Annotated in this window: 13 protein-coding genes and 1 tRNA gene; 10 read left to right on the forward strand and 4 right to left on the reverse strand. The window is 54.0% G+C overall.

All coding sequences use genetic code 11. The features are described 5' to 3' along the window. The first annotated feature begins 25 nt into the window (after positions 1 to 25). From AC2FNE_RS07685 to AC2FNE_RS07730, 10 genes are all read left to right on the forward strand, one after another. Positions 26 to 1,168, forward strand: a complete 1,143-nt coding sequence (locus tag AC2FNE_RS07685; RefSeq protein WP_170607151.1) for an SPFH domain-containing protein — start codon at positions 26 to 28, stop codon at positions 1,166 to 1,168. 39 nt (positions 1,169 to 1,207) lie between these two features. Continuing rightward, entirely contained in the window at positions 1,208 to 2,299 is a 1,092-nt protein-coding gene (locus tag AC2FNE_RS07690) for a TFIIB-type zinc finger domain-containing protein (RefSeq protein ID WP_496772735.1), read from the forward strand. 66 nt (positions 2,300 to 2,365) lie between these two features. Further along, a complete protein-coding gene (locus tag AC2FNE_RS07695) occupies positions 2,366 to 3,034 on the forward strand; it encodes a nitroreductase (RefSeq protein WP_496805086.1) in 669 nt (222 codons plus the stop codon). 27 nt (positions 3,035 to 3,061) lie between these two features. Continuing rightward, complete coding sequence (gene dtd / locus AC2FNE_RS07700) at positions 3,062 to 3,499, forward strand: D-aminoacyl-tRNA deacylase (protein ID WP_170478624.1); 438 nt, start codon at positions 3,062 to 3,064, stop codon at positions 3,497 to 3,499. Positions 3,500 to 3,566: 67 nt separating this feature from the next. Continuing rightward, positions 3,567 to 5,561 (forward strand): CocE/NonD family hydrolase, encoded by a 1,995-nt coding sequence (locus AC2FNE_RS07705; protein WP_496805087.1) that lies wholly within the window; start codon positions 3,567 to 3,569, stop codon positions 5,559 to 5,561. A 119-nt stretch (positions 5,562 to 5,680) separates the two neighbouring features. Then, positions 5,681 to 7,267, forward strand: coding sequence for an ABC transporter substrate-binding protein (locus AC2FNE_RS07710; protein ID WP_170478620.1), 1,587 nt, complete (start codon positions 5,681 to 5,683; stop codon positions 7,265 to 7,267). A 15-nt stretch (positions 7,268 to 7,282) separates the two neighbouring features. Then, positions 7,283 to 8,239, forward strand: coding sequence for an ABC transporter permease (locus AC2FNE_RS07715; protein ID WP_170607159.1), 957 nt, complete (start codon positions 7,283 to 7,285; stop codon positions 8,237 to 8,239). Next, positions 8,236 to 9,051 carry an ABC transporter permease gene (locus AC2FNE_RS07720; RefSeq protein WP_170607161.1) on the forward strand — a complete coding sequence of 272 codons (816 nt, stop codon included), beginning with the start codon at positions 8,236 to 8,238 and terminating at the stop codon, positions 9,049 to 9,051. The genes AC2FNE_RS07715 and AC2FNE_RS07720 overlap by 4 nt, the downstream gene beginning before the upstream one ends. Continuing rightward, positions 9,048 to 10,685: an ABC transporter ATP-binding protein gene (locus AC2FNE_RS07725; RefSeq protein ID WP_170607162.1), complete on the forward strand. Its 1,638-nt coding sequence runs from the start codon at positions 9,048 to 9,050 to the stop codon at positions 10,683 to 10,685. Before AC2FNE_RS07720 ends, AC2FNE_RS07725 begins: the two co-directional genes overlap by 4 nt. Positions 10,686 to 10,833: 148 nt before the next feature. After that, a complete protein-coding gene (locus AC2FNE_RS07730) occupies positions 10,834 to 11,670 on the forward strand; it encodes an alkaline phosphatase family protein (RefSeq protein ID WP_170607164.1) in 837 nt (278 codons plus the stop codon). A 3-nt stretch (positions 11,671 to 11,673) separates the two neighbouring features. Here AC2FNE_RS07730 and AC2FNE_RS07735 read toward each other — a convergent pair whose 3' ends face one another. The 4 genes from AC2FNE_RS07735 to AC2FNE_RS07750 all read right to left on the reverse strand — a co-directional run bounded on the left by AC2FNE_RS07735 (position 11,674) and on the right by AC2FNE_RS07750 (position 16,698). Beyond that, positions 11,674 to 12,597 carry an alpha/beta hydrolase fold domain-containing protein gene (locus AC2FNE_RS07735; protein WP_496805088.1) on the reverse strand — a complete coding sequence of 308 codons (924 nt, stop codon included), beginning with the start codon at positions 12,595 to 12,597 and terminating at the stop codon, positions 11,674 to 11,676. 12 nt (positions 12,598 to 12,609) lie between these two features. Continuing rightward, a complete protein-coding gene (locus tag AC2FNE_RS07740) occupies positions 12,610 to 14,499 on the reverse strand; it encodes an acyl-CoA synthetase (protein ID WP_496805089.1) in 1,890 nt (629 codons plus the stop codon). A gap of 156 nt (positions 14,500 to 14,655) precedes the next feature. After that, positions 14,656 to 16,464, reverse strand: coding sequence for an ABC transporter transmembrane domain-containing protein (locus tag AC2FNE_RS07745; protein WP_496805090.1), 1,809 nt, complete (start codon positions 16,462 to 16,464; stop codon positions 14,656 to 14,658). Positions 16,465 to 16,624: 160 nt separating this feature from the next. After that, positions 16,625 to 16,698, reverse strand: a tRNA-Gly gene (locus tag AC2FNE_RS07750). Between the last annotated feature and the right edge of the window lie 17 nt (positions 16,699 to 16,715).

Consider the following 16,715-nt stretch of genomic DNA (forward strand, 5'->3'; position numbering starts at 1 on the left):
TGACCCCAAAAACAGGAGAACCCCAATGGGAATATTCGATTTTCTGACCGGAGAATTCATTGACGTCATTCATTGGGTGGATGACACGCGGGATACCATGGTCTGGCGCTTCGAACGCGAAGGTCACGCGATCAAATACGGGGCCAAGTTGACTGTCCGCGAGGGTCAAGCAGCGGTTTTTGTGCATGAGGGGCAGTTGGCGGATGTTTTCACTCCGGGCCTTTATATGCTCGAGACCAACAACATGCCGATACTGACTACGCTGCAGCATTGGGATCATGGTTTCCAATCACCATTCAAGTCCGAAATCTATTTCGTCAACACAACCCGCTTCAACGATCTAAAATGGGGAACAAAAAATCCAATCATGTTGCGGGACCCAGAGTTTGGGCCGACCCGTATTAGGGCCTTTGGCACGTATACGGTACGAGTGAAGGACCCAGCGAAGTTCCTCGTCGAGATCGTTGGCACTGACGGCGAATTTACAATGGATGAGATCAGTTTTCAGATCCGGAACATAATCGTTCAGGAATTCAGCCGAGTGATCGCAGGCTCCGGAATTCCGGTCCTCGACATGGCCGCAAATACGGCCGACTTGGGCAAACTCATCGCTGCCGAGGTGTCACCTGTTCTTGAGGGCTACGGATTGGAAATGCCCGAGTTCTACATTGAGAACATATCATTGCCTCCGGCAGTCGAAGCCGCGCTCGACAAGCGGACTTCGATGGGTTTGGCAGGCGATCTGGGCAAGTTCACACAATATTCTGCCGCCGAAGCGATGACGGCTGCGGCCAACAACACGGGCCAAGGCGGGGGTGTGGGCGCAGGATTGGGAATGGGCATGGGAATGGCAATGGCGAACCAGATGGCAAACATGGCATCGGGCCAGCCAAGTGGCCCATGGGGTGCGTCGGCATCATCACAACCCTCCACTCCGACGACTCCACCGCCGCCTCCGCCCGTTGAACATGTTTGGCACATAGCCGTCGATGGCCAAACCAGTGGGCCGTTCTCCAAGGCCAAGATGGGTCGAATGGCGACCGAGGGAGAGATCACGCGGGACACACATGTCTGGACGGCTGGTCAGGACGGATGGAAAAAGGCAGGCGATGTTCAGGAACTAGCGCAACTGTTCACGATTCTGCCCCCACCTCCGCCCGGCGCGTAGAAACGGATTTGTCGCGCACAGAACAAGGTGAGCCGCGCTATGACCAATGAAGAACACCGTTTCCCTTGTAACCAATGTGGAGCGGATTATCGTTTTAATCCAGCCAACGGAACGCTGACCTGCGATCATTGCGGAAACTCGGAACCTATCGGTGACGGGCCTTGGGGTGGCGCCAACTTACGAGAGTTGGATTTTGACGCCGCAGTGGCGGATCGCTTACCTGACAGCGAAATCGAAGAAACTCGGATTCTGACCTGCCCCAACTGCGCTGCGCAGGTCGAATTCGACCCGAACACGCATGCAGCGGAATGCCCGTTTTGTGCCACGCCAGTTGTTACGGACACCGGCATCAGCCGCCATATCAAACCCCGCGGCGTCCTGCCTTTCGCGCTGGACGAGCGATCTGCAAATAAGGCCATGAGTGACTGGCTGGGACGTCTATGGTTCGCGCCAAATGGCTTGAAAGACTATGCGCGCAAGGGCCGGAAAATGCAGGGTATATACGTTCCATATTGGACATTTGATGCTGATACCAAATCGTCATACCGGGGCGAGCGAGGGACGGTCTATTACGAAACTCGCACAGTCGTTAAGGACGGGAAACGCGTTCAACAACAGGTGCCAAAAATCAGGTGGTCACCAAAATCCGGTCGTGTGGCCAGATTCTTTGATGATGTTCTGGTTCTGGCTTCGCGATCTTTGCCAAAGTCCTACACCGATGCTTTGGAACCATGGGACCTGCCAGCGCTGGAACCTTATCAGCCAGAGTATTTGGCGGGTTTTCGGGCCGAAGCCTATACCGTCGAACTTCGCGAGGGCTATCAGGAAGCCCGGAGTTACATGGCACGCGTTATCGAAAGGGACGTTCGATTCGACATCGGAGGTGATCGTCAGCGCATCCATGCGGTCGAAACTGACGTTCGGGATGTCACTTTCAAACATATTCTGTTGCCGGTTTGGATGGCGGCATACAAGTATCGCGGACAAACCTACAGGTTTGTTGTCAATGGCCGCACCGGGCGCGTGCAAGGGGAAAGACCTTGGTCGGCAATAAAGATAACGATTGCGGTGACTTTGGGGCTAATAGTTGCCGCTGCGATTGGTTATATGGCAGCGACCGGTCAGCAGTAATTTCTATGCGCTTGCTTGAGTTCGAAACGGAGTGCATCTTCCTGAACTGAAACAGGGAGTGACCGTTTGACCATCTCAGTTCTGAATCAATTGCTGCGGGGACGCTACTCGTGCAGAGCCTTTCGACCCGATCCAGTTCCTAAGACAGAGATTGAGCAGTTGCTCATTAGCGCGGGACGTGCACCAAGCTGGTGCAACGCGCAACCTTGGAAAGTAGTCGTTACCACCGGAGATGAAACAGACAGGTTCCGTAAAGCATTGCAGCAGGAGGCGACCAACCGCCCACCTGCCCCAGATATGCCGTTCCCAACAAGCTACTCCGGAGTTTACCAGGATCGCCGGCGCGCGTGCGGCTGGGCGTTGTACGAAGCGGTCGGAGTCAAAAAAGGCGACCGCGAAGCGTCCCAACGACAGATGATGGAAAATTTTGCCCTGTTTGGAGCTCCGCATTGCGCAATTCTGTCCAGTCCCGTTGAGCTGGGTTCTTATGGCGCCATGGACTGCGGAGGTTTCGTAACGGCCTTTTCCTTGGCCGCTCAGTCGCTTGGTTTGGCATGCATTCCCCAGGCCGCCGTGGCTTCTTATGGGCCGTTTCTGCATCGCTACTTTGACATATCGGATGACCGGCTGATCCTTTGTGCTATCTCCTTCGGCTACCCTGACACTGACCATCCAGCTAACGGGTTTCGAACCGACCGCGCACCTTTGGGTCAATTCGTTGACTGGCGTGGCTAACAGATAAGACAGAGGATCATATCGTTCATGCGAGCATTGTTGCAAAGAGTGTCGAAGTCTTCTGTATGGACCGATGGTGCCTTGATCGGTCAATCCGGCCCAGGTCTGATGATCCTAGTTTGTGCAATGCACGGAGATGGTCCAGAGAAGGCCGCTCAACTGGCGCAAAAAATAGCTAAGCTGCGGATATTCAAGGACGAAGTTGGAAAAATGAACAGATCGATCCTGGATGTTGGCGGCTCGGCTCTGGTGGTCAGTCAGTTTACCTTGGCCGCCGATACGACGCGTGGCAACAGACCCGGCTTTTCGGACGCGGCCCCGGCAGCGGAGGGTGAGCGTCTTTTCAATGCCTTCGTCTCAAACCTCGCTGACCACGGGATTCCTGTGGAAACTGGAGCCTTCGGAGCGGACATGTCGGTTGAACTCGTCAACGATGGTCCCGTGACAATCTGGATGGAAAACTGATGAGGGGCGAAAGCGCGTCACCCGACTTTGCCGCAGGAACTCAACCAACTGAAAGGAAGTCGACCATATGACTCCAGCTGCCAATTCGCTGCGCGACATCGAAGATCTTCCTGACATGGGCATCAAAATGTCCGACGGTTGCCGATTGTCAGCGCGGATGTGGATGCCTTTGGACGCAAAAAAAGACCCTGTTCCTGCCATTCTTGAATACTTGCCCTACCGGAAACGCGACGGCACAGCGACCCGCGATGCCCTGACCCATCCGTGGTTTGCCAAGCGTGGATATGCCTGCGTCCGCGTTGACATGCGCGGCAATGGTGACAGCGAAGGGTTCATGGAAGACGAATACACCCAACAAGAGCTGGACGATGCAGTCGAGGTCATTGACTGGTTGGCACGGCAGCCATGGTGCAATGGCTCGGTAGGTATGATGGGCATCAGTTGGGGAGGGTTCAACGCCCTTCAGGTGGCAGCGATGCAGCCTGACGCCCTGAAAGCGATCATAACCTTATGCTCGACAGCGGACCGGTACGCCGACGACATACACTACAAAGGTGGCTGCCTTTTGAACGAGAACTTGGGCTGGGGCGCAACGATGTGGTCTTATTCCTCTCGTGCGCCTGACCCGGCACTACGCAAGGATTGGCGCGAGATTTGGGAAAAGAGGTTGGAAGCAGAACCATTTCTGCCGTCAGTCTGGCTGCGCCACCAAACACGTGATGACTATTGGCGGCACGGTTCCGTTTGTGAAGACTTCAACGCAATCAGTGCTGCAACTTTGGCGATTGGCGGTTGGGGCGATAGCTATAAAAACACTGTGCCGTTACTGGTCGAAAGACTAGCGGCTGTTACAAAAGGGATCGTTGGGCCTTGGGTTCACAAGTACCCTCATTTCGCAGTTCCCGAACCCAGGATTGGGTTCTTGCAGGAAGCTCTTCGATGGTGGGAACGTTGGCTCAAAGGTATCGAAACCGGCGTTGAAAATGATCCCGATTATCGGGCCTACTTAATGGATGGCGTTCGTCCGGCACGATGGTATTCCGAACGACCGGGGCGTTGGATCGCCGAGTCAAATGGCACGACTTCGCATATAACGCACTTAAAGATGACGCTTAGCAACCTTGGGCTCGACAAGACCGGTCCGCTGGACCAACGCGTTAGCTCGCCGCAACACTGTGGAATGGAAAGTGGGGAGTTCTGTGCCATTTGGCTAGGCCCCGACATGCCGGGTGATCAACGCGCTGATGATGCCCTGTCGGTTTGCTTCGATGGCCCCGGGTTGACCGAAGATCTGGACATAGTCGGCGCACCTCGGGTTCGGTTAAGTCTAAGTTCCGATAAACCGCAAGCACAGGTCGTGGTACGTCTGAATCATGTCCATCCCGACGGTGCCTCTGCCAGAATAACTTATGGTGTGCTCAATCTGACCCATCGCAATGATCATGCACGGCCCAAGGCTCTAGCGCCCGGTCAAACTTATGAAGTGACGCTTGACCTTGATCATATTGCTTATCGCGTTCCGAAAGGCCACAGCCTGCGCGTAGCCATTTCCAGCGCCTATTGGCCGTTGATCTGGCCGTCGCCCGAGGTTACCGAACTTCACTTAAGTGACGGCGATATCACCATACCGGTGAGACCGACCGCCGAAACCGATGAATGGTTATTTGCCCCGGCTGAAAGCGACGCGGAGCGCAAGCTTACGACTTTGCGGACTGCGACAAATTCAAGACGTATTGAAACGGACATGAACACAGGTCTGCTTCGCCTGACAATTGAAGATGACTTCGGCCTTGCCCGAGACGACGAACACGGCCTGATCAGTGGAGGAAGCGCCAGCGAATCATGGTCGATCCATCCTGATGATCCATTATCAGCACGAGGCGAATGTACTTGGGTGCAGGAGATGGTCCGAGGGGACGTGAACCTCAGAACCCAAACCAACTGTGAAATGTGGTCAGATCGTTCCGATTTTCATCTTCGAGCCAGTATAATGGCCTACGAGAACGGCAAGGTAATCCATTCCCGCCAGATCGAAGACACGATACCGCGGGAACAAGTGTAAATCCGGCATGAAACTCGATTTACATTAAATCTTGCCCGATGAGCGGAAATGCGCAACTTTGACCCATGCGTCAATAAAAGCCCGTAAGTGGCTTGATCCAACCAATTGGGAGATTTTGGATGAACGAACAACTCACTCACATGACCAAAGAGGTGACGGCTGGTAAGCTGACACGTCGTGAATTCATGGGCAAAGCTGCGGCCTTAGGAGTTTCCGCTGCGATGGCCAGCACAATGTTCGCAAACGCCGCGCGCGCGGCTGGCCCGAAAAAGGGCGGAGATCTGAAGTTCGGCCTTCAGGGCGGTGAATCGACCAATTCTCTTGATCCAGCAACCTATGCAAGCTCAGTTCCGTTCCAGAATGGTAAACAGTTCGGTGACCAGCTGGTCGAAGTCGCGCCGGACGGAACGATTGAACCTCGGCTCGCAGAAAGCGTCGAAGGTAGCGCCGACGCCAAAGTTTGGACGTTCAAACTGCGCCAAGGGGTTGAGTTCCACAACGGCAAGACCATGACCAGCGAGGACGTGCTGAAAACAATGCAGCGCCACTCGAACGAAGATTCAAAGTCTGGTGCTCTGGGCATCATGAAGGGTATCGAGTCCATGAAAGCGGACGGTGACAACTTCCAGGTCACTCTGACCGAACCAAACGCGGATTTGCCCTATTTGATGGCCGACTACCACCTGATTGTTCAGCCAGACGGCGGCATGGACAATCCAGGTGCCGGCATCGGAACCGGTCCTTACAAGCTGGAGGTAGATGAGCCCGGTGTTCGCCACATGTACACCAAGTTTGAAAACCACTGGAACAGTGATTTTGGCAATTTCGACAGTGTCGAAGTCGTGGTCATCAACGACGCGACAGCGCGTACCGCGGCGCTGCAGTCGGGACAAGTTCACGCCATCAACCGGGTCGAACCAAAGGTGGCCGATTTGCTGGGTCGCGCGCCGAATCTGACCGTGCATTCGACCGCTGGCCGCGGCCATTATGTGTTCATCATGCATGTGGACACGGCACCTTTCGATAACAACGATCTGCGTTTAGCGTTGAAGTATGCCATCAACAGAGAAGAACTGGTTGAAAAGGTACTGCGCGGTTACGGCTCGATCGGTAACGACATGCCAATCAACGCAGCATATCCGCTGTTTGATGAAACTATCCCGCAGCGTGAATTCAGTGTTGAGAAAGCTGCAGAGCATTACGCGAAATCCGGCCATGACGGATCACCAATTATTCTGCGTGTTGCAGATGGAGCATTCCCAGGTGCCGTAGACGCTGCGGCGTTGTTCCAACAGTCCGCTGCGCAAGCTGGTATTCCGCTGGAAATCAAGCGCGAACCTAATGATGGATACTGGTCCGAAGTCTGGAACGTGCAGCCTTTCTGCGCCTCTTATTGGGGTGGCCGTCCGGTACAGGATCAGATGTATGCAACTGCTTACTTGTCGACCGCCGACTGGAACGACACAAGGTTCAAGGTTCAGGCGTTTGACGATCTCTTATTTGCAGCTCGAGCCGAGCTTGATCCGGAAAAGCGCAAAGGCATCTACAGCCAGATGGGAATGATGGTCCGCGACGAAGGCGGCCTGATCTGCCCAATGTTCAACGATTTTGTAGAGGGTATCAGCAATCAGCTGGACGGCTGGGAGACTGATCCGACACAAGAGATGATGAACGGCAACATGTCCCGCAAGATGTGGTTCGTCTGATACGGACGACAGATAATGCACCCCATCATCAAATTGGTTTTCCAGCGCCTTGCGCTGGGAATCCTCCTGCTCTTCGGTGCATCGGCTCTGATTTTCGGCCTCACCGAAGCCCTGCCAGGGGATGCCGCCCAGGCTGTCCTTGGTCAAGCTGCAACCCCCGAAGCGTTGGCAAATCTGCGCGAGGAAATGGGCCTGGATCGCCCTGCCCTAACCCGCTATTTCGAATGGTTAGGGGGTATCCTGCAAGGCGATCTTGGCCAGTCGCTGACGAATAAGCTCGACATCGCGGAGTCTGTCGGCAGTCGATTAGGCAACACGTTGTTTCTAGCCTTTTGGGCAGCGATCGTATCTGTGCCTCTGGCTATTTTTCTGGGTCTTCTAGCTGTGCGTTACCGCAACCGCTGGCCGGACAAGCTGATTTCGGCAGTGACCCTTACAACTATATCTATTCCTGAGTTTTTGATCGGTTACGTGCTGGTCTACTTTATCGCGGTAAAGCTCGGCATGTTCTCGCCGCTTGCCATGATCAATGAATCAATGACGCTGGGACAAAAACTGAATTCGATTGCTTTGCCAGTCATTGTGCTAACCATGGTGGTTTTGGCTCATATGATGCGGATGACCCGCGCCGCAATCCTGAACGTTATGCAGTCGGCTTACGTTGAAACGGCCGAGTTAAAGGGCCTGAACAATTTCAAGATTATCTATCGTCATGCATTGCCCAACGCCGTCGCACCCATCGTAAACGTGGTGATGCTGAACCTCGCTTATCTCGTTGTAGGCGTCGTAGTTGTCGAGGTCGTTTTCGTTTATCCCGGAATGGGACAGTACCTTGTGGACCACGTGACCAAGCGCGATGTGCCAGTAGTACTGGCCTGCGGGGTCATTTTCGCGGCGATATATATCGGGCTGAACATGATTGCGGACATCGTTGCCATTCTGGCCAACCCAAGGCTGAGGCATCCGAAATGAAGAACATCCCAATTTCTGCAATGATCGGGCTGGCTTTTACAGCCTTGTATTTCATAATCGCTATTTTCGCGCCTTTGCTTGCCCCGTATGGCATGGCCGAAGTTGTTGGCGATGTCTGGGAACCTTCGAGTTCGGAATTCTGGCTTGGGACCGACAATATCGGCCGCGATCTGCTTAGCCGGATGATCTATGGCGGGCGCACTACGATTTTCATCGCGACGGCCGCAACGATCCTCAGCTTCGTGACCGGTTCGATACTTGGATTTCTAGCCGCAGTTCTTGGTGGTTGGGCCGATCAAGTAATGTCGCGTGCCGTAGACCTTGTCATGTCAATACCATCGCTGATCACAGCATTGGTTGTTCTTGCAATGGTACCTGTCACTATTCCGGTTCTTATCGTGGTGATGGGTCTGTTGGACGCAACGCGCGTTTACCGGTTGGCCCGTGCGGTTGCTGTCGATATCGCCGTTATGGACTATGTTGAGGCCGCCAAACTACGTGGTGAAGGCCAAAGTTGGATTATTTTTAGGGAAATCCTGCCTAATGCCTTGTCTCCGTTGGTTGCGGAACTCGGTCTGCGATTCATCTTCATGGTTCTGTTTGTATCGACCCTTTCCTTCCTGGGCCTGGGTGTTCAACCGCCACTGGCAGATTGGGGCGGCATTGTTAAGGAAAACAAGGATGGCATTGTCTACGGTATCGGCGCGGCCCTCTACCCTGCCGTGGCCATCGCCACACTGGCGATATCGGTTAACCTTGTAGCTGACTGGATTCTAAACCGAACCACATCGTTGAAAGGAGGTCGGGGATGAGTGATACCCTTCTCAAGGTCCGCGACCTCAAAATCGGTGCCACGGTCTACCCGCCGGGTGAAAAACCACATGACATCGAAATCGTGCATGGGGTCAGTTTTGACCTCGAACGAGGCAAGGTTTTGGGCCTGATTGGTGAATCAGGCGCAGGTAAATCTACCATCGGTCTGGCCTCGATGGCCTATGGCCGAGGAGGTGTTGAGATCACAGGGGGCGAAGTTTGGGTCAACGGACGCGATATTCTAAAAACCTCTGTTGGTGACATTCGCAATTTACGCGGCGGTGAAGTTACCTATGTTTCGCAATCTGCTGCGGCATCTTTCAATCCTGCGAAAAAGATCATGGATCAGGTGGTAGAAGCTGCGGTCGAGCATAAAAAGTTTTCTCGTAAGGAGGCTGAACGGCGGGCGCGTGAATTATTTGCAAAATTGGGCCTGCCTGATCCTGACAACATAGGTGATCGCTATCCTCACCAGGTTTCGGGCGGACAGTTACAGCGATGCATGACAGCGCTCGCGCTCTGCCCTGAGCCCGACTTAGTAGTATTCGACGAACCCACTACGGCGCTGGACGTTACGACTCAAATCGACGTTCTTATGGCCATCAAAGAAGCCATAGCCGATACAGGTGTCGCAGCGCTCTATATCACGCATGACCTTGCCGTTGTGGCGCAGGTGAGCGATGACATCATGGTTCTTCGCATGGGTGATACGGTTGAGTATGGCGATACCGATCAAATAATTAATAACCCACAAGAAGAATACACCCAGGCTTTGGTCTCAGTTCGTTCCATCGAACACGAGGAGAAAAAGCCTACGCCAGAACCAGTGTTGAGCGTCGACGGGATCACTGCACGCTACAAAGGGCTGAATTTCGACGTGCTACATAACGTCAATGTGGAACTGCACCCCGGACAAACGCTCGCTGTTGTTGGAGAATCCGGATCAGGTAAGTCGACGCTGGCCCGCGTTGTAACGGGACTACTGCCGCCACGCGACGGCGATATAACGTTTGCCGGGCGCAAGCTCAGCTCTGATCTGAAAGGACGCAGCCGTGAGGATCTGCGAGAGTTGCAGATGATCTACCAAATGGCTGACGTCGCGATGAACCCGCGTCAGACGGTGGGAACAATTATCGGGCGTCCGCTGGAATTCTATTTCAACATGCGTGGTGCGGAAAAACGCAAACGGATTATCGAGTTACTGGATGAGATCGAGCTGGGTGAGAAGTTCATGGATCGCTATCCCGCCGAGCTGTCCGGCGGGCAGAAACAGCGTGTCTGTATTGCTCGTTCACTTGCTGCTAAGCCCAAGATGATCATTTGCGATGAGGTTACCTCGGCGCTCGACCCATTGGTGGCAGACGGCATTCTCAAGCTGCTGTTGGATTTGCAGAAGATTGAGGATGTGGCTTATCTGTTCATTACCCACGATCTGGCGACTGTGCGTGCGATCAGCGATAGTATAGCGGTCATGTATCAGGGACGCGTGGTTCGATATGGCTCCAAGAGCCAAGTGTTGAGTCCACCGTTTGATGACTACACCGACTTACTGCTCAGCTCGGTTCCCGAAATGCATTTAGGTTGGCTGGAAGAGGTCGTTGCGCACCGCAAAATGGAAAGCGCGGGAAACTAATCCAACGTTTGGAAGTCTTAAGAAACTTTAAATCCCGGCACTCTGCTCAAGCTTGTGTCGGGATTTTACTATTCAAGGCGTGAACAGGCGATCCAACATATATCAAACAGTTAACGTGCCAAGAAAGCCATCCGCTGGGAACAAGCTAATGAAACGTAAACTGCTGCTGATCATTCTGGATGGCGTCCCGTGGCGCAATTTCCGCCGTCTATTCGGGAACCTTGAAGGATGGGTCGATAGCGGTGAAGCGAGAATTTGGAAACACCGCTCGGTGCTACCGTCGACTTCTGCAAGTTGCTACGCTTCCATTCACACAGGTGTTTCTCCGCAAGAGCACGGTTGCACCGGAAACGCCAATGTCTTTCGCCTGAATCACAAGGACATCTTCAGTCAGGTGAGCGAGGCCGGTGGCGTCACCGGCGCAGTAGCGCACAGCTACTGGTCCCAGTTCTTTAACCGACACCCATTCGATTACGTCCGCGACGTTGAATATGACGAACCGGAAAGCACGACGATAAACCACGGTCGGTTTCATTCGATGACAGGTTATGGCAAGGCCAATCAGATGACGCCATGCGACGTGGACCTGTTCGCTTCTCTAACCAATCTTTGTCTGCGGTTTGAACTGGACTACGGCCTCTTACACACCTGCACGCTTGACAGCATGGGGCATCGGTTCTTTCACGAAAGCGAAGAAATGGATCACGCCTGCTTTGTCATGGACGAGATGCTGGCGCCTTTTATAACTCGCTGGAGGAAGATGGGTTATGAGGTAATTGTGACTGCCGATCACGGTCAGGACGAACGCGGCCACCACGGGGGGCGCAGCCAGCTGCAGCAAGAGACGGCGCTTTATTACTTTGGTGACGCCGTAGGTCCTGAGCCGGACGTCGTGGTCGATCAGTTGCAGTTGGCGCCAACAATTCTGGATCGAATCGGTGCGCCACTGGCTGATACGATGAAGGCGGATACTTTTCTGCGCTAGTACTCAATCATAAGGCCAAAGGCCCTGTCCCAGGGCCTCGATCGCTACCGATATTCGTTCGAAACTGTCGGCTGCACGCTTCACTGATGTTCGGGCGCGCAAATAACCATGAATCAAACCGGATTCATTTATCCAACAGGCCGTCCCGCCTGCCGCTGTGATCCGTTTGCAGTAAGTGGCACCATCATCGCGCAGAGGGTCGCAATCGGCTGTTACAACGACAGTTGGCGGCAGCCCGACAAAATTAGTGTCATGTAGCGGTGCAAAGCTGGGGTCCCCTTCAGGGATATTGCCGCCACATCGAACCCGTTCATAAAACAGAACGTCTTCACGGGTCAGAAGCGGTGCGTGCGCGTGCTCGACGTACGACCCCTTTGACGTGTCACCTCCTAATCCGGGGTAGATCAGGACTTGTCCCAGAATGTTTTCCACTCGATCTCGTGCATAGTGCGCCAGTGCCGCAGCGAGATTGCCGCCGGCGCTGTCGCCAGCCAAGACAATGGGATCGCCAAACTTACGAACCACCCAATTAAGAGCGTCCCAACTGTCCCGGAACTGTGCGGGATGCGCGTGTTCAGGGCAAAGCCTGTAATCGACAGCAACGATCCGATAGCCGGTTTGCGCGCAAAATTCGGCGCAAACATCGTCGTGACTGTCCAACCCACCAACAACAAAACCGCCACCATGAAAATAGACAACTGTTCTTGTCGGAGTACCGGCCGTATAGACCCTGACGGGAACGCTATCGGCCGACATATCCTGTGTTTTCACGCCATTTGGTCTGAGTTGGCGAAAATCGGCGCACATCCGGTCATACAGGCGGCGCTGATCCGAAATAGACAACTCGACCGCATCATCGGGATAGTTTTCGGCAGTGCGGCGTATGAACGCCCATGTCTCTTCGTCGATTAGGCGCTCATAGTTCATTGTCCCTCCAGTTTATTCAGAACACTCCCATGGTCGGGTGAACGACCCCAAAACTTTGGCAACATCGTCCTCGGAGGAGCCGTTCGCGTCAAGCTGTGCGACAAGGCCACGCTTTTTATCATCGACTACCGACACTACGCGGGCAGAAACACCCGCCGATTCCAAAGCCTCATTGTAAATGCGGGTGATGGCCTGTTTGCGCAAATCCGGTTTAAATACCTTACCCACAGCAGTTTTTGGCAATTCGTCCAGAATCGTCATGTGCTTGGGTTGCGCGGCACGTTCGTGCACATGGACCTTGCAGTATTCCATCAGTTCTTCTTCCGTTGCACTGGCACCGTCAACCAATTCGACAAAGGCGCACGGTACTTCGCCCGAATGAGCATCCGGCTGACCAATGGCACCCGCGAATGCCACAGCATCGTGTCCCAACAGCGCCTCCTCGATTTCCGCGGGATCGATATTGTGACCCCCACGAATGATCAGGTCCTTGGCGCGACCGGTTATCCAGAGGTAACCATCCTGGTCAAAACGGCCCAAATCGCCCGTCCGAAGGTATTTTTCGAAGTGATAAAGGTTCGTGTTCTTTTCTGCCTCGGTATAGGTATTGCCTGGAAAAACACCGGGGTTTGAAATGCAAATCTCACCCACCTGATCAGTATCGCACTCTATCGGTCCATCAGCGCCATCCTGTAGGATTTTCACGTCAGTGTACGGAAATGGAATGCCGATCGAGCCGATCTTCTTCTCTCCGTCCACCGGGTTGCACGAGACCAGACAGGTTGCTTCGGTCAGGCCGTAACCTTCGACGATTGTGACCCCCGTCGCCTCTTCGAAGCGGCGGAAAAGTTCGACCGGCAGAGGTGCTGAACCAGAGAAGGCCGTTTTCACACTGGAGATATCCGCGTCTACGGGTCGCTGCATCTTAGCGGAAATTGCTGTTGGAACGGTGATTATGAACGACACCTTCCAGCGCTCGATAAGTTTCCAGAAATTGTCGAATACGCCGTCTCCGCGATAACCCGCTGGTGTGGGGAATATTACATGCGCCCCCGAAGAGACGGCCGCCATGATGATCACATGCACCGCAAAAACGTGGAACATCGGCAACGGGCACATGATTACGTCGTTTTCGTCAAACAACAGCGTGTTGCCAAGCCAGCCATTATAAATCAGTCCAGAATACTTGTGCTGTGCCACCTTTGGCATGCCAGTTGTTCCACCCGTGTGGAAGAAACAGGCAACTCGATCCTCCTTGCTGTCTTCGAAGGTCAGGGTCTTCGGTTGCTTGGCAATTTCCTTGTTAAAGTTCAGGTAATCGGCGTGTGCCAATTTCTCTTTGTCGCCCATTTTGGGGCGAAGTAAGGGCACGAGCCACGATTTCGGCGGCGTTAAATAGCGGTTTAGATCGATTTCCAAAACGGTGTTAACGCTCGGCGCGTGTCTAACCGCTTCTTCGACTTTTTGTGCAACATCCGTTTTGGGGAAGGATCTCAACGTGACAACGACCTTTGCGTTGGTTTCACGCAATATGGCCGCGATCTGTTCAGGCTCCAGCAGCGGATTGATCGGGTTCACTATCCCGGCGACTGCGCCGCCCATCAATGTGGCAAGCGTCTCGTTGCAATTTGGCAAAACATAAGCGACAACATCTTTTTCCCCGACACCCAGCGAACGAAAGAGGTTTGCCGCCTGATTGACTTTGCCCAGAAGTTCGGACCAGGTCAGTGTCTCAGCCTTATCCGTTGGGCCAGACAAAAGCTGGAAGCTCATTGCGTTGTGATTCGGAAAATTAGCCGCCGTGCGCGTCAGCAATTGGTGGAAAGTTACAGGCACGTCCCTGTCTTCCCAAGCCATTTCCTGTTCGATACGCGCTTTGTCTTCCAGTCCTACAAAGGCCATTTGGTTCCTCCCCGATTTTCTCCCCTGACGTGCAAGGGTGTTTGTTTGCCCCAAGATGGAAGCAAAACAGTGCCCACGCAAGCGAGGGCTTAACCGTGGAAGCCATTTAACTGTAGTATGACGCTGCGACGGTTCCCGACGTGCCGGTACGTCACATTACGACGAAACACCGCCATCAGTGAACTGAAGGCGGGCAAGCCTGGCATATAGACCGTCCTGTGCAACCAAATCATCATGCGTACCTTGTGCCGCAATACGTCCAGCTTCAAGCACCACTATCCGATCAGCCTTTTTTACTGTTGCCAACCTGTGGGCCACGATCAAGGTTGTTCGCCCGGCACGCATCTGATCGACGGCACCCTGAACAGCACGCTCGCTTTCTGAATCGAGTGCTGAGGTTGCCTCATCCAACAAAAGAACCGGAGCGTCACGCAGGATAGCACGGGCAATGGCGATGCGCTGCTTTTGTCCACCGGACAGCATCACTCCCCGCTCTCCAACGAAGCTGTCGTAACCGTCCGGCAGAGCGGTAATGAAATCATGCGCGGCCGCAGCTTGTGCAGCTGCCTCAACTTGGGCATCTGTCGCGTCCAACCGTCCGAAGCGAATGTTTTCCCTTGCCGAAGCTGCAAAGATTACAGGGTCCTGCGGCACCAAAGCCATGTGCTTGCGGAACTCGGATCGATCGAGATCGCGCAGATCGACTCCGTCCAAACTGACCCGCCCGGAATCCGGATCGTAAAAGCGCTGAATCAACTGAATCACAGTTGTTTTTCCCGCACCCGACGGTCCAACAAACGCTACTGTCTCTCCAGGACGAACCGAAAGCGTCAAATGGTTCAACGCAACCTGTTCCGGACGAGCCGGATAACGAAAGGTAACGTCTTCAAACCGAATCTCTCCGCGCACAGGCTGCGCTATTGTGGCTGTTTCCGGCAAATCGTTTACTGTATCCTGCGCGTTCAGCAACTCGACCAGACGTTCGGTCGCACCTGCCGCGCGCTGCAGTTCGCTCCAGATTTCCGAAAGGGCTGCGACCGAGCCTGCCATAATCACCGAATAAATTACGAACTGGATCAAAACGCCTTCGGTCATAACGCCATTGCGGACATCATTTGCGCCCATCCACAGAACGCCGACTATCCCAGAGAACACCAGAAAGATAACGATGACAGTCAATACCGCCCGAGTTTGAATGCGGCGTAGCGAAACTGAATAGGACGTCTCGGTCATGTCGCCAAATTGCTCGCGGCTAGCCTTTTCATGGGTGAACGCCTGAACGGTCTGAACGGCGCCCAGCGCCTCTCCGGCGTTTCCTGAAGACGCAGCAATCCAATCTTGATTTTCGCGGCTGATAACGCGCAAACGGCGACCAAGTACAAGAATTGGCACGATCACGATCGGGATCAGCAATAAAACCAGTCCGGTCAATTTGGCCGATGTCAGCAGCATCAGCGCCAGCCCACCCACAAACATAAGTAGGTTGCGCAAAGCAATCGAAACAGATGACCCCAATACCGACTGTATCAGCGTTGTGTCTGTCGTGATCCGACTCAGAACTTCGCCCGTCATGATCCGTTCATAGAACTCGGGACTCATGCCAATAACACGATCAAACACTGCCTTTCGTATATCGGCCACCACACGCTCACCCAAGCGGGTCACAAGTGCATAACGAACGCCCGTACCGACAGCGAGTATCGCAGCAATTCCAAGAGCCGCCAGAAAATACCAATCAAGCAGTTCGCCGTCTTCAATGCGAAAGTTGTCTACAACCCTCCGAACTGCCAAGGGGAGCGTCAGAGTCATGCTGGCGGTAAGCACCAATGCGACCGTTGCACCAGCCATAAGCGCGCGATAGGGCCGCATGAACGGCCAAAGTGACGAAAGAACACCCAATTTTTTAGAGCTTGCCCGATCCTCCTGTGCACCGGGCGCCGAGTTAGCGGTAGGCGATCTTGCCATATCTGGCCCTTGTTTCCTGATTACGTGTCCGTGGCGACCCCCACGTATCGATTCTTCTTGGCGGCAGGGGCACCCGGGGTCAAGGCGACAACGTTGCCCAGAGACCCAAAAAGGGTCATATGGCGCAAGAAAAGCGTTGTTAGAATGCTAAAAGCTGAGCTGGAGCGGGTAGACGGAATCGAACCGACATAGCCTGCTTGGAAGGCAGGGGCTTTACCATTAAGCTATACCCGCTCAACGTTGTGGCTGAT

It is taken from the genome of Ruegeria sp. YKSD179 (assembly GCF_059612885.1).

Excerpts from the sequence above, each read along its gene's own strand:
- dtd (WP_170478624.1), top strand. The coding sequence starts at position 3,062 with ATGCGAGCATTGTTGCAAAGAGTGTCGAAGTCTTCTGTATGGACCGAT.
- AC2FNE_RS07685 (WP_170607151.1), top strand. The coding sequence starts at position 26 with ATGGGAATATTCGATTTTCTGACCGGAGAATTCATTGACGTCATTCAT.
- AC2FNE_RS07740 (WP_496805089.1), bottom strand. The coding sequence starts at position 14,499 with ATGGCCTTTGTAGGACTGGAAGACAAAGCGCGTATCGAACAGGAAATG.
- AC2FNE_RS07730 (WP_170607164.1), top strand. The coding sequence starts at position 10,834 with ATGAAACGTAAACTGCTGCTGATCATTCTGGATGGCGTCCCGTGGCGC.
- AC2FNE_RS07690 (WP_496772735.1), top strand. The coding sequence starts at position 1,208 with ATGACCAATGAAGAACACCGTTTCCCTTGTAACCAATGTGGAGCGGAT.
- AC2FNE_RS07745 (WP_496805090.1), bottom strand. The coding sequence starts at position 16,464 with ATGGCAAGATCGCCTACCGCTAACTCGGCGCCCGGTGCACAGGAGGAT.
- AC2FNE_RS07705 (WP_496805087.1), top strand. The coding sequence starts at position 3,567 with ATGACTCCAGCTGCCAATTCGCTGCGCGACATCGAAGATCTTCCTGAC.
- AC2FNE_RS07735 (WP_496805088.1), bottom strand. The coding sequence starts at position 12,597 with ATGAACTATGAGCGCCTAATCGACGAAGAGACATGGGCGTTCATACGC.
- AC2FNE_RS07720 (WP_170607161.1), top strand. The coding sequence starts at position 8,236 with ATGAAGAACATCCCAATTTCTGCAATGATCGGGCTGGCTTTTACAGCC.
- AC2FNE_RS07710 (WP_170478620.1), top strand. The coding sequence starts at position 5,681 with ATGAACGAACAACTCACTCACATGACCAAAGAGGTGACGGCTGGTAAG.
- AC2FNE_RS07715 (WP_170607159.1), top strand. The coding sequence starts at position 7,283 with ATGCACCCCATCATCAAATTGGTTTTCCAGCGCCTTGCGCTGGGAATC.
- AC2FNE_RS07725 (WP_170607162.1), top strand. The coding sequence starts at position 9,048 with ATGAGTGATACCCTTCTCAAGGTCCGCGACCTCAAAATCGGTGCCACG.